We start from the raw sequence: 13,366 nt of genomic DNA on the forward strand, positions 1-13,366 counted from the left end.
ATGCTCTGGCTGTCCTCGCTCTTCCTTGTCACCGGCGCCGCCATCTGCCTGATCGCCGCGGCCGGCGTGCTGCGCCTGCCGGATTTCTTCATGCGCATGCATGCGGCGACCGAAGCCGGCGTTGCCGGCTGCGGTCTCGTCCTGATCGGCGTCGGCTTCGCCTACCCCTCGCTCGACGTCTGGGTAAAGGTCGCGATCGGTGTCGGATTCCTGCTCGTGACGACGCCGATCGCTGGCCATCTGCTGGCGCGCGCCGGCTATGTCGCGGGGGTGCCGCTATGGAGCGGCACGAGCAGCGACGAGCTGGCGGGAACCCTGAAGCGCGGCTCCTTCGACGGTCCCTTCGCCCAGCGCATGCCGCACCCGGCCGGTGCTGATGCCGCCTCGTTGCGTTTTCGCGTGGTCGTCGCGCTGTCCGCCGGCCCGGGCGGCGAGGCTGTCGCGGCCCAGGCGATCGCGCTGGCGAAAGCGAACGACGCGGAGCTTCTGGCGCTCGCCATCATCGACGCCAAGCAGATCGCCAAGGTCGGCCCGGTGCCCGTTGGCGGCAACCATTATGCCGCGCGTCTGCGCGCGTCGCGCCTCGAGGAGGCGAGGCGCCGGCTTGCGGCAAGCGTCGAGCGCTTCGAGGCGGCGGCCAGCCATGCCGGTCTCTCTTATGCATTGCAGCTCGAAGAAGGCGATCCAGCAGCGCTGCTCGGAGCGCATCTGCCGCAACGAGGACTTCTGCTGATCGACGGCCAGGGCTGGTTCGATCACGGCGCCGGCGACGGTGTCGGGGATCCACTCGGCCATCTGGTCGCGCGGGGCGTTTTTCCGCTTGCGGCCGTCACATCCTCGCCGGAGCCGATCGAACGGATCGTGTTCCTGCATGACGGCTCGCCGCATAGCGAGCGCAGGCTTGCCTGGTTCCTCGCCAATGATCCGTGGCCGGAGGCGGAACTCGTTCTGCACTGCGAGGAGGGCGCCCATGAGGCGGAGATCGCGCGCGCATCGGCTTTGACCGCGCGACGAGGCCGGGGCTCGGTACCGGCGGCCGACAAGACGCAGGAACTTCTGGCTGCGCATGTCATCATGCACGGCAATCAGGGCCATCCGGGCTGGATCAACCAGGCACGGCGCGCCGGCGGCATCGCGCGCTCCGCGCCGATTGTCATCTTCGGCTGAGACGACCAGATTTCCAGTCTCTGACAATGGTTCGGGAGCTGGTCCTGAGATTCTCCATCGCCGCGTTGCCGGTCGCGATCCGGCTGCCACTCGCCGCCGCCGGCATGATCTTCTTTGCGGCCGTGGCCTCGACCCAGGTCGCGCTCTCGGTCATGGCACGGCAAACCGAGCAGCAGACCGAACTGCTCGGGCAGATCTATCTCGACGGTCTGTCGGCCGTGTTGCTGCCACATGTCCGGGCGGGCGATTCGGAAGCCGCCCGAGCGGCGCTGCATAACGCGCTCTCGTTCCATGAGGGCATCGTCGAGCGTCAGGTCGCCTTCGTCGACGCCCGGTCGGCCATGGTCGTGGCCGCGCGCGGCGAGAGCGTCGCACCCCAGGCCATTCCGAGCGAGGTCGCAACCCGTGCCGCAGGCACGATCAGCGGGCGCGACGGAAGTGCCTGGTTCTGGCGGCCATTGCAGACGGGCAGCGAAGCCTATGGCACGGTGGTGGCGCGGCTCGACGTATCCGGTTTCCAGCGCGACCGGGAGCGCTTGCGCTGGCTGCTACTGGCGGCCGATCTCGCCTTTTCCGGTCTCTGCGCGGTAGCGGGCTTCTTCATGGTGCGCCGCATCCAGCAACCGGTTGCCCTGATCGCGCAACGACTATACGAGGCGGCCCTCGGGCTCCCCAAGCCGATCGAGGCCGCCGCCATGCCGGTCGACAAGCCCTCCAGGCTGATGTTCCACGCCTTCAACGCCATGGTCCATGCCAGTCGCGAGCGCGAGGATATGCTCGCACATATGGCCGAGCAGCAGCGCAAGGCCGATCTCGGCCAGCTTGCCGCGGTGATCGCGCATGAGGTCCGCAATCCGCTCGCCGGCATGCGGACCGCGGTATCGACGCTGCGGCATTTCGGCGATCAGGCCTCGGTGCGCGAGGAGACACTCGGCTTTCTGGCGCGCGGCGTCGATGCGCTCGGGCAGGTCGTCGACGCGACCCTGGCGAGCTATCGCCCGCAGGCCGACTGGCGCCAGCTCACGCGGCAGGATCTCGACGATCTGCGCCTGCTCGTGGAAGCCGACAGCCGAGCGCGGGGCGTCAGGCTGATGGTCGAGATCGACCTGCCGGAGAATGTGCCGGTGCCGGCCCTCGAGGTCCGACAGGTGCTGTTGAATCTTCTGCTGAACGCCATTCGTGCGACGCCGCGGGATGGACAAGTCGGGCTTTCGGCCCGCTTGGAGCAGGCCTCTCTGGTGCTCAAGGTCTCGGATACCGGCGAGGGCATGACGCGCTCCGTGATACGCGCCTACGAGGCCGGATCGGACGAGCCCGGGGGGCCCGGCCTCGGAATCGGCATCGTGATCCGGCTCGTCGAGCGCCTGAACGGCCGCATCGGCATCGAAGCATCGCCGCGCGCGGGGACGACCGTCACGCTGACCCTTCCGCTTCAACCCGAGGAGCAGATGCCATGACGGAGCGCCCCGTCATCCTCGTCGTCGAGGACGATCTCGTCCTGGGCGGCGCCATCGAGCAGCGCCTGAAGCTGGAAGGCTTCGAGCCGGTCTGGGCCCGGGACGTGCGCTCGGCGCTGGTGGCGATGCGGCGCCGCAGCCCGGCCTTCATACTCTGCGATATTCGCCTGCCGGACGGCTCCGGCGAGGACTGCTACCGGCAGGCCCAGAGCTTCCTCGGGACGACGCCGATCATGTTCGTCACCGCCTTCGGCGAGGTCGAACAGGCCGTCCGCCTCGTGAAGGCCGGAGCCGACGACTATCTGACGAAGCCCTACGATGTCGACGAGCTGGTCGCCCGCATCCGGGACAGGCTGCGGGGGCGCGGCGCAGTGGCCGGACCCGTCGAGGTCGAGCCGCCCTCGGACGCAATGGCCGTGCTCGCGCGGCAATTGCAGCGTGCCGCCGGATCGCGCCTTCCCGTGCTGATCGTCGGCGAGACCGGCGTCGGCAAGGAGGTCGCCGCCAGACGCCTGCATGAGGAATCGCCCTGGTCTGAGGAGCCGTTCGTCGCCGTCAACTGCGGGGCAATCCCGAAGGAGCTGCTCGAAAGCCAGTTCTTCGGCCATCAGCGCGGCGCCTTCACCGGCGCGGCGCAGACCCATATCGGGCATTTCGGGGAGGCGCGTGGCGGCACGCTCTTCCTCGACGAGATCGGCGAGCTGGACGCCCGCCTGCAGACTGCGCTGCTGCGCGTGCTCCAGGATGGGCGTTTCCGAGCGGTCGGGGCCGCACAGGACAGCGCGTTCCGGGGTCGCATCGTCGCAGCCACCAATGCCGATCTCGACGCGATGCGCCGCGACGGGCGTTTTCGTGACGACCTGTACTTTCGTCTCTCCGTCTTGAGTTTCGCCATCCCGCCGCTGCGCGAGCGGGTCGACGAGATCCTGCCGCTCGCCTTGCGCCTTCTGGAACAGGCCGGCGGAAGCACCCCGGGAGGATTCACCGACGAGGCGCGCCTGGCGATGCTGGGCCATGACTGGCCTGGCAATATCCGCGAGCTGCGCAATCGCATCGAGCGAGCCCGGCTGATGGCCGAGCAGGATCTGCTGGGCCCCGCCGATCTGTTTCCGGAAATGCGCCTGTCCGAGCTGCCGAGGCCCAACCTCGCCCGCGCCCGGCTCGATGCCGACGCCGATCAGATCGCGAAGGCGTTGGCGCAGACTAACGGCAATCTCGGCGAGGCCGCGAAGCTGCTCGGCATCTCCCGCACGACGCTGTGGAAGCGCCGCTCCGCGAGCTGAGCGGCGGATCGGAAGCTCCTGCGAAGCGTCGTTGAGGACGGCCCTCCTGCCCGAACAGCGCGCGAGATCCGCTGTTGCTCGAAAGTAACAGCCCAGCACCGTTCGCGATCAGGCACGGACCGTTTCATCAAGCAGCCGCATTTCGCAAGCCATTGTCGGAACCGAACAAGCACTTCGCGGTCCTGCTTTCCGCCCTCGCCAGACGAGACGGCAAGGCTGCTTCGCCATGCGGATCTGATCTGCGCGAAGCTGACCTCGAAGCCAGTCGACAACGATATCGTCCAAGCCTCGGTATAGAATTGCCCTGTCCCTCCACCTTTGCCCGCAGTGCCGTCATCGGCCTTCTGATTGCGCTCGCCTCTTCCGCCCAAGCGACACCGTCCCTCCTCGTCGATGCCGGCAGTCTCCAGGTCCTCCGGTCCGAGGAGGCCGGCCGCGCCTGGTATCCAGCCTCGACGACCAAGCTGATGACGGCCTTCGTCACATTCGAGCACTTGCGCGCGGGGCGCGTCGCGCTCGGCCAGGACGTCGTCTTTTCACGCAAGGCCCTCGCCCGGGAATCCGTGCAGTCAGGCCTGGCGCCGGGCAGCACGATGTCGCTCGAGGACGCGCTCTACGCGATGCTGGCGGTGTCGGCCAACGAGGCCGCGGCTGCCATCGCCGAAACCATCGCGGGCAGCGAGGCCGAATTCGTTACGATGATGAACGACGCCGCCCGACGCCTGGGAATGACGGGCACGCGCTTCGTCAATCCGGACGGCCTCTTCGACCGCAGGCAGGTCACCACCGCCAGGGACCTGGCCCTGCTCGGGGTCGCCATCGATCGCAATTTCCCGGATTATCTGCGCTTCTTCGATCGTTCCGAAGTCAGCATCGACGGCCGCGTCCTGAAGTCGAGCGACGAGGTCCTCACCCGCTTTCCAGGCGCGATCGGGCTCAAGACCGGCTTCGTCTGCGCATCGGGGCGAAATCTCGTCTCGCTCGCCGTCCGCGGCGAAAAGCGCCTGGTCGCGGTCGTGCTCGGCGCGACAACCGAGAGGGAACGCAGCGAGCGTATCGCCCAGCTCCTGCAACACGGCTTCACGAAAACGGAGGGCGGCAGGCGGACCGCGCTGCGGGCGCTGCCGAACCAGACAGCCTCCAGGCCCGAAGATCTGCGCGCCAGGCTCTGCGGCCCGCAGGCTGCGGCCTATGAACGGCGGCAAAGAAAGCTCTATCCGATGGGACAGCGCGGGCACGCCAGCCTCCTGGGCGCGCCGATCGCGCCCAGAACCTGGACGATCCGCACGGGGCGCTCAGCCTTGGCGACCTCTTCGCCCTCCCCTGCGCCGCGCCCCTCCGGGCTGGGCCAGCAATGAGAAGGCCGGGCTGCAGATGGCCGGCTTCGACGGCATTGCGAGCGTAGACCGGTTCGAGCCCAGCCGCTCACGAAGGCTTCGTTATCCAATCTACACATAATATCAGATATATATTTTTACATTGTTTCAAATTTATGCCGCATTTTATTCGCACCAACCCCGTATCATGCGTATTATTCTTCGATTCATCGCCGGTATAGCGTCTGCTGTTTCGGTTATTGCAATTTCATGCTTTGCAGCAACTGGACTCATAATCTGGCATTACTCTAGAGATTTGCCCGGCTTCGAAAAACTGCAGGATTACGAGCCTCCGGTTACCTCGCGGGTTCACGCTGCCGACGGACGCCTGATCGGTGAGTTCGCCCGTGAATGGCGGCTCTATCTGCCGATCTCCGCTGTCCCCCGAAGCGTTATCGAGGCCTATATCTCGGCCGAGGACAAGAATTTCTACCGGCATTCCGGCATCGACTTCACCGGTCTCGCCCGGGCCGCGCTCTCGAATCTGCGCAATTTCGGCTCCGGGCGAAGGCCGCAGGGCGCCTCGACGATCACGCAACAGGTCGCGAAGAACTTTCTCGTCGGAACGCAGGCCAGCCTGGAGCGCAAGATCCGCGAGGCGCTCGTCGCCCGGCGGATCGAAGGCGCCTACTCGAAGGAGAAGATCCTCGAGCTCTATCTGAACTCGATCTATCTCGGCGCGCCGACCCCGGGCCGCGGCAGCTATGGCATCGCGGCTGCGGCATTGAACTACTTCAACAAGTCCGTGCACGAGCTCGAGCTTCGCGAGGCCGCCTATCTCGCCGCCCTGCCGAAGGCGCCGACGGACCTGCACCCTTTCCGCAATCCCGAGCGCGCGATCGAGCGGCGCAACTATGTCATCGATCGGATGGTGGAGAACGGATACGTCCAGCATGCGGCTGGCGAGGAGGCCAAGCGGCAGCCCCTGGGCGTCACCCCCTATACGGTTTCGCCGAACAACATCGCCGCCGGTTATTTCGTCGAGGAGATCCGGCGCGAGGTGCAGGATCGCTATGGCGAGAAGAAGCTCATCGAAGGCGGCCTGTCGATCCGGGCCACCGTCGACCCCGAACTGCAGCTCATGGCGCGAAAGGCGCTGGTCGACGGGCTGGTGCGCTATGACGAGACGAAGGGCTGGCGTGGGCCGGTTCAGAAGCTCGATCTCGGCGATGGCGATTGGGGGCAGGCGCTGGGCGCGCTCAAGGTCCTGGGCGACGTGGCGCCCTGGCGCCTGGGCGTGGTGCTGAAGGTCGCCGGCGATGCGGCCCGCATCGGACTTCATCCCCTGCTCGACGCCGCCGGAAACCTGCGCGCCGAGCGCCGTATCGTCTCCCTCGCAAGGGATGGGATCCGCTGGACCAGGCGCGCGCGCGTCTCGCAGCTCCTGTCGGTGGGCGATGTCGTCTATGTCGAGCCCGGTGCGAAAGATCCGGCCCGCGTCCGGCTACGGCAGATTCCGCAGATCAATGGTGCGATCGTGGCGATGGAGCCCTTCTCCGGCCGGGTTCTCGCAATGGTCGGCGGGTTCTCTCACGACCAGTCCGAGTTCAACCGGGCGACCCAGGCGCTTCGTCAGCCGGGATCGGTGTTCAAGCCCTTCGTCTACGCGGCAGCGCTCGACAATGGCTACACGCCCACGAGCCTGATCCCGGACGAGCCCGTCGCAATCGAGCAGGGCGCTGGTCTCGGCACCTGGCGGCCGAGAAATGCCGGACGGGCCGGCGGCACCGGTCCGCAGACCCTGCGAAACGGAATCCAGCGTTCCAAGAATTTCATGACGGTGCGGCTCGCCAGGGATATCGGCATGCCGCTGGTCGGCGAATATGCCCGGCGCTTCGGCGTCTATGACGACATGCCTTTCGTGCTTTCGGGCGCCCTGGGCGCGGTCGAGACGACGGTGATGCGCATGACCGCCGCCTACGCCATGCTGGTGAATGGCGGCAAGCGTATTCGCCCGACACTGGTCGACCGGATCCAGGACAGGCACGGCAGGACGATTTTCCGGCATGATCGCCGGAGCTGCCCGGGTTGCGCGGCGGCGCGCTGGGCAGGCCAGGCCGAGCCGAAGCTGACGGACCGCTCCGACCGGGTCATCGATCCCCTGACGGCCTATCAGATGGTCTCGATCCCCGTCTCGACCTGAGAGCGGATCTTCGCGAGCTCCTGGCTGAACTGATCGTCGACGATCGTGTGCCCGGTCTTGGCGGTGAAAGGCTTGTAATAGGCCTCGCGATAGCCGGCCCCGGCGGCGCCGCCATTATTGGCGACCGTGATCGAATCTGCGGTTGCGATTTGCGGCGCGATCAGTCCGACCAGCGCCATGCCCAGGCCGAGCATGCTGCGGTTTGCCATGGCGACAACCTCCGTTCCCCGTTGGATTGGTTGCATTATTGGTTGCGATTTTGCTCACAGCCAAATTATTGGCGCCTACTTGAATATCTGCAACAGCGGCTGTCAACCATGAATCTTACGAAAGATTCTTGACTTTACGAACAAGTCTTGAGCATCTGATCTCGACCAAAGCAAATCATTGGTTGCAAATATGACTCGCCAGCGGATCACGAACGAGATTAGATCGGCCCTGGAAGAGGGCATTGAGGCGATGATGGCGGAGGCGGCAGATCGAACGGGGGCGAAGTTGCCCACGGAAAGGGATCTCGCCGAGCGCTTTCAGGTCAGCCGGCACGCCATAAGACAGGCCCTGGAGCGGCTCGAGGCGAAGGGCTCGCTCTGGCGCCATGTCGGCCGCGGCACGTTCCGTGGCCGACGCAGCGAGGCCGAGCCGCTCGCGGCCGACGTCACCGCCTTCTGCAGCCCGCGGCACATCCTGGATGCCCGCCGGATGATCGAGCCATCGCTCGCCTCGCTCGCGGCCGTGAACGCCACCCCCTCGCAGATCGCCGAGATCCAGGCCAGCTGCCGGCGCTGTGCCGCGGCCAGGAACATGGATGACTACGAGGTCTTCGACGAAGCCTTCCATCGGGCGATCGCCCAGGCCAGCGGGAATCCGCTCGCGACCGAGCTGTTCGAGACCGTCAACCAGGCCCGCAAGAAAATCGTCTGGGGAGCCATGCTCCGTGCGGTGCTCCGCCCCGATCGCAGGGCGTTCTTCAGCGAGCAGCACCGCGAGATCGTCGACGCGATCGCCCGGCGCGATGCGCATGCCGCCTGGCAGGCGGTGATGTCCCACATGGAAACGGTCGCGCAGACCTACGAGACCCTGCGGCCGGGTGAACCATTCATCGTCTAGTGTCGAGAGGGCCGAAAAAGTGGAGCTAGAGAGCGTTGACCTCGCGGTGCGCGGTCGCATCGTCACCATGGACAAGGACCGGACGGTCATCGATGACGGCATGGCCGTCTCGCGGGCCGGCCGCATCCTGGCCGTCGGTCCGCGGCAGGAGATCGCCTCGCGCTTCCGCTGCGACCAGGTCGTCGGCGACGCCCATTCCATCATCATGCCGGGCTTCATCGACGCCCATACGCATTGCACCCAGTGCTTCGTCCGCTCGCTGACCAGCGGCGAGCTGCCGATGATCCCGCGCATCTACAGCCCGGCCCAGCGTTCGCTGAACCCGGAGCAGGCCGCCACGACCGTCAGGCTCATCGCCGCGCAGCTGCTGCGATCCGGCATCACGACGATGTGCGAGGGAACCTTGAACCCCGCACATGAGCCGGCGATCGTCGAGGCGATCGAGGAGACCGGCATCCGTTGCGTGATGGCGCGCGGCGCGGCGGACCAGGATTTCCACCATGCGGCGCTCTACAGCCAGATCGCGGACCGCTCCTGGTACAAAGCGCGGGAAGGGCAGGCGGAAAAGGAACTTATCGCGACCGAGGCGTTCCTGAAGCGGCACCCGGCGCGCGGCGACGGCCTGATCCGGGGGGCGGTCAACGTCTCCGCGCTGATGAATTTCTCCGAGGCCTATTTCAAGGGCGGTGCCGAGCTGGCGCGCCGGCACGACGCGACCATCCAGGTCCATATCGGGCGGGATCGCGAGGAGGTCGAGTTCTGTCTCGCCACCTTCGGGCGCCGCCCGGTCGAGCAGCTCGCCGAGCTCGGCATCATCGACGAGCATCTGGTCGCGGTCCACGCCGTGCTGGCGAGCGAGAAGGAGATCGAGCTCCTGGCCCGCGGCAAGGCCGGCCTCGCCCATTCCCCGGTGGAATGCGTCGCCAATCTCAACGCGATCCCCAATCTGCCGCGCTTCCGGGCTTCGGGCATTCGCGTCGCGCTCGGCTGCGACAACCAGGCCAACGACATCTTCGTGAACATGCGGGCCGCCTGGCTCATCCACGGCGCCAAATGGGGCGTTTCGGGCTATGATGCGGAATTCCTGTCCGCTGGCGAGATCATCGACATGGCGACCATCGAGGCCGCCTCGGTGCTGAGATGCGACGATCTCATCGGTTCGCTGGAGGTCGGCAAGGCCGCCGACATGGTCGTGCTCGACGGCAGCGGGCCGCATATGATGGCCTCGCAGCATTTGTCCAGCGAGCTGCTGCGCTATGCCTCGCGCGCCGAGGTCAAGACGACGATCGTCGCCGGCAAGGTCCTCTATTCCGACGGCGCCTTCCCGACGATCGACATCGAGAGGCTCCGGGAGGAAGCCACGGCCGGCGCGCGCTTCGTGAGCGATGCCGTCGCCGACCGTCGCTACCGCCCGCTTCCGGCCTGGTGATCTGCCGGAGCGAACCCTGCGATCGCTGCCTTCGCCGCGATCGCAGGGCGTGCCTCAGGAGCTGAAATGTATCTCGCGGTCGTGCTGATCGGCCTGAATCTCAGGCCCTTCCTCACCGGTGTGGCTCCCCTGGCTTCGGACATGCAGGCGGCAACGGGGCTCGGCGATCAGGGCCTGTCCCCTGTTCGCCAGCCTGTCGATGGCCGCGATGGGATTGTGCGCCTTTCTCGGCCCCGCCCTTCAGAGAAACATCGCCGAGGACCGCTGGATCATCATCGGGGCGCTGCTCGCGCTCGGCCTGTTTTCCGGCGGGCGGATGCTGACCGACAGCGGCAGCGTCCTGATCGCCGCCACGATGCTCTGCGCCCTGTCCGTGGCGCTCATCCAGGCGGTCTTTCCGCGGCGCATCAAGGCGCATTTCCGCGATAGGACGCCCTTCGCCATGGGGCTGTTCTCGGCCTGCCTGATGGGCGGCGGCGCGGTGGGCGCGCAATTATCGCCCCTGATCGCCGAGGCGAGCGGCAATTGGCGGCTCGGTCTCGGCTGGATGGCGCCCTTCGCCGTTCTGGCCGCGGCCGCCGCCTTCTTTCACCTGCCCTCCAGCATCGGAGGCCCGAGCGGCACACTGGGACTCCGGGACCTGATGCCGCGGCCGCGAGCCTGGCTGCTGATGGTCGGCTTCGGCATCGTCAATGGCAGCTATGCCTCGATCGTCGCCTGGCTCGCGCCCTATTATCAGCGGATGGGCTGGAGCAGCACCGACAGCGGCAGCCTTCTCGCTGCGCTGGCGACCAGCCAGGCGATCGCCGCGCTCGCGATCCCCGTGCTGGCCTCCAGGAGATTAGATCGGCGCCCCTGGATCGTCCTGTCGCTCGGACTGCAGCTGCTGGGTTTCTGCGGGCTCGCATTCCGCCCCGAGCTCAACCCGGCCTTCTGGGCGATCGTGATCGGCATCGGTATGGGCGGCGCGTTCTCGCTGTTCATGGTCGTGGCGCTGGACCATCTGGAGAACCCGGTCGACGCAGGCGCCCTTTCGGCCTTCATGCAGGGCGGTGGTTTCCTGATCGCAGGCAGCTTTCCGTGGATCATCGCCGTCCTGGGCGAACGAGCCGGCGGTCTTTCGTTCGGCTGGCTCGTTCACGCCGGGGCCATCGGCCTGGTCGCGATCCTCGCCTGCCGCTTCAGGCCGGCGGGCTATGCGCGTGCGCTGCGGCGGTCAGCATAACCGATCGCGATCCGGGCCTGCGGCGCCGTTGCCGATGGCCGTCCGATCATGCGGGGAGCGGCTGGGCTTCATGGTCCGCGCCCTCGCGAAGAGCCGGGCCGAAAGCCAGGGCGGCTCAGAACATCGCGCGCATCCCGGCTCGGCGCCAGCCTCACCTTGAACGGGGGTCGACGTGAAACGGCGTCGGCCACCGCCCGGCTCACATCATGGTGACCAGCTTGATGAAGGCCGGGGTCATGATCACGATGAACAGCACCGGCAGAAAGAACAGGATCATCGGCACGGTCAGCTTCGGCGGCAGGGCCGCGGCCTTCTTCTCGGCCTCGTTCATGCGCTGGTCGCGGCCTTCCTGAGCCAGCGTCCGCAGGGCCGTACCGAGCGGCGTGCCGTAGCGCTCGGCCTGGATCAGGGCCGTGCAGACCGATTTCACCGTTTCGAGCCCGGTGCGCGCCGCCAGATTCTCATAGGCCTGTCGACGTTCGGCGAGATAGGAGAGCTCCGCCGTGCACAGCGCGAACTCCTCGGCCAGCGGCACCGACTGGCCTCCGATCTCGGTGGAGACCTTGCGAAAGGCGAGCTCGATCGACATGCCCGCCTCGACGCAGATCAACAGCAGGTCGAGCGCGTCCGGAAAGGCCAGCCGCATCGAGAGCTGACGCTTGCTGGTCGCGTTGGAGAGATAGATTTCCGGGGCCTTGATGCCGAGATAGGCCGCACCGATCGCAACCGCGATCCGATTAACCTGCGACAGCCCGAAACTGTTGACGAAGGAGACGTAGAACAGTGCGAACAGGAAAAGCCCTACCGGCGTGACCGCCCGGAAGAACAGGAAGCCGATCTCCGCCTGCTGGCCGCGAAAGCCGGCCATGGCGAGCTGCTTCTTGGCATGCTCCGTGCCGAGCCAGTCGCCGAGCTTGAACTGCTCGACGGTGCGGCGCATGAACTCCTTCGGCTCCTGCCGCAGCGAGATTTTGTCGCCTTGGCGCGCCAGCCGATCGCGTTCGCGGGCGCGGATTTTGTCGCGCTCGGTCGCGACGCTCTTCATCCGCTTGCCAAGAACATTGCCCTCGACCAGGGGGGTGCCGACCATGACGACCGTCGCGGCCACGGCCAGCCCGCCCAATAGGGCCAGCATGAAGTTGAGGTCGGTGACCTTCTCGATGAGGAGCGCAACCATGTTCTGTCGCCTCAGATATCGAAATTGATCATTTTCTTCATCACCAGGATCCCGATCGTCATCCAGACCGCCGCGCCCAGCAGCGCAACCTGGCCGGTCGAGGTCAGCCAGAGCTGCTCGATGTAACGGGGGCTCGTCACATAGACGAGCAGCGCGACGACGACCGGCAGGCTGCCGATGATCGCCGCCGAAGCCTTGGCCTCCATCGAGACCGCCGCGATCTTGTCGCGCATCTTGCGGCGCTCGCGAATGACGCGGGAGAGATTGGCCAAGGTCTCGGCGAGGTTGCCGCCGGTCTTCTGCTGGATCGCCAGTACGATGCCGAAGAAGTTGGCCTCGGGGCAGGGCATGCGCTCGAACAGCTTGGCGGCAGCATCGCTCAGGGCGAGGCCCAGCGCCTGCGCCTCGACGATCAGGCGAAACTCGGTCTTGACCGGCTCCTGCGCTTCATTGGCGATGATGCGCAGGCAGTCGTTCAAAGGCAGGCCCGATTTGATGCCGCGTACGATGACGTCGAGCGCATTGGGAAACTCGTTCGAGAAACGTTTCAGGCGCTTCTTGCGGCGCTGGTTGAGGAAGAAGGAAGGCACGCCGAAAAGGCCGACGAACAGGCCGACGACACCGAGCACGCCCTTGCCGGACGCCACCAGCGCGAGCAGGCCGCAGACAAGGCCCATCACGGCGGCAAAGATGAAGTATTGCCGGCGCGACCAGCTCAGCCCGGCCTGTTGAATCCTGACTTCGAGCGTCGCCTTGTTGCGGGCTTTCTCGCGCTTTTCGATATCCTTCAGGCTTTGCGCTACCTGGCCGCGTTTGGCGCGATTCTGCGCTTCGCGCTCTGCTGCGCTGCGCGTGATCACCGGAGTCGCGAACTCCTTGAGCCGCCGCTCGACCCGAGCCTGGCCGCTGAGCGAGGGGTAGAACAACGCATAGGCGACGCCGCCCGCCGAGATGGCGGCGAGGATGACGGCAGCGATCAGCCCAAGATCCATGGCGTTGCCC

Annotated in this window: 10 protein-coding genes and 1 pseudogene; 8 read left to right on the top strand and 3 right to left on the bottom strand. The window is 66.4% G+C overall.

All coding sequences use genetic code 11. From position 1 onward, the window contains the following. The 5 genes and pseudogenes from mnhG to ACWGRX_RS11405 all read left to right on the top strand — a co-directional run. A complete protein-coding gene (mnhG, locus tag ACWGRX_RS11385) occupies window positions 1–1,167 on the top strand; it encodes a monovalent cation/H(+) antiporter subunit G (RefSeq protein WP_452117626.1) in 1,167 nt (388 codons plus the stop codon). Between the two features lie 26 nt (window positions 1,168–1,193). Further along, window positions 1,194–2,624: a sensor histidine kinase gene (locus tag ACWGRX_RS11390; protein WP_452117627.1), complete on the top strand. Its 1,431-nt coding sequence runs from the start codon at window positions 1,194–1,196 to the stop codon at window positions 2,622–2,624. Then, window positions 2,621–3,907 (top strand): sigma-54-dependent transcriptional regulator, encoded by a 1,287-nt coding sequence (locus tag ACWGRX_RS11395; RefSeq protein ID WP_452117628.1) that lies wholly within the window; start codon window positions 2,621–2,623, stop codon window positions 3,905–3,907. Before ACWGRX_RS11390 ends, ACWGRX_RS11395 begins: the two co-directional genes overlap by 4 nt. Before the next feature lie 74 nt (window positions 3,908–3,981). After that, the gene (locus ACWGRX_RS11400; protein WP_452117629.1) at window positions 3,982–5,265 is read left to right on the top strand and encodes a D-alanyl-D-alanine carboxypeptidase family protein; all 1,284 of its coding nucleotides are present in this window, start codon (window positions 3,982–3,984) and stop codon (window positions 5,263–5,265) included. Between the two features lie 166 nt (window positions 5,266–5,431). Further along, window positions 5,432–7,411, top strand: a pseudogene (locus ACWGRX_RS11405) (penicillin-binding protein 1A); the annotation flags it as partial. Here the strand turns inward: ACWGRX_RS11405 and ACWGRX_RS11410 are convergent. Further along, a complete protein-coding gene (locus tag ACWGRX_RS11410) occupies window positions 7,396–7,635 on the bottom strand; it encodes a hypothetical protein (protein WP_452117630.1) in 240 nt (79 codons plus the stop codon). The pseudogene ACWGRX_RS11405 and the gene ACWGRX_RS11410 sit on opposite strands and share 16 nt — an antisense overlap. Before the next feature lie 190 nt (window positions 7,636–7,825). Between ACWGRX_RS11410 and ACWGRX_RS11415 the strand changes: the two genes are divergently transcribed. The 3 genes from ACWGRX_RS11415 to ACWGRX_RS11425 all read left to right on the top strand — a co-directional run bounded on the left by ACWGRX_RS11415 (window position 7,826) and on the right by ACWGRX_RS11425 (window position 11,187). After that, on the top strand, window positions 7,826–8,533 hold the full coding sequence (locus tag ACWGRX_RS11415; RefSeq protein WP_291640241.1) for a FadR/GntR family transcriptional regulator: 708 nt from the start codon (window positions 7,826–7,828) through the stop codon (window positions 8,531–8,533). A gap of 46 nt (window positions 8,534–8,579) precedes the next feature. Next, window positions 8,580–9,962 (top strand): amidohydrolase family protein, encoded by a 1,383-nt coding sequence (locus ACWGRX_RS11420; RefSeq protein ID WP_452117631.1) that lies wholly within the window; start codon window positions 8,580–8,582, stop codon window positions 9,960–9,962. 199 nt (window positions 9,963–10,161) lie between these two features. Further along, on the top strand, window positions 10,162–11,187 hold the full coding sequence (locus ACWGRX_RS11425; RefSeq protein ID WP_452117632.1) for an MFS transporter: 1,026 nt from the start codon (window positions 10,162–10,164) through the stop codon (window positions 11,185–11,187). 199 nt (window positions 11,188–11,386) lie between these two features. On the opposite strand, the gene ACWGRX_RS11430 is transcribed toward ACWGRX_RS11425, so the two are convergent. Then, window positions 11,387–12,364, bottom strand: coding sequence for a type II secretion system F family protein (locus tag ACWGRX_RS11430; protein ID WP_452117633.1), 978 nt, complete (start codon window positions 12,362–12,364; stop codon window positions 11,387–11,389). 11 nt (window positions 12,365–12,375) lie between these two features. After that, window positions 12,376–13,356 carry a type II secretion system F family protein gene (locus ACWGRX_RS11435; RefSeq protein ID WP_452117634.1) on the bottom strand — a complete coding sequence of 327 codons (981 nt, stop codon included), beginning with the start codon at window positions 13,354–13,356 and terminating at the stop codon, window positions 12,376–12,378. Window positions 13,357–13,366: the final 10 nt, after the last annotated feature.

It is taken from the genome of Allobosea sp. NPDC055594 (genome assembly GCF_053618995.1).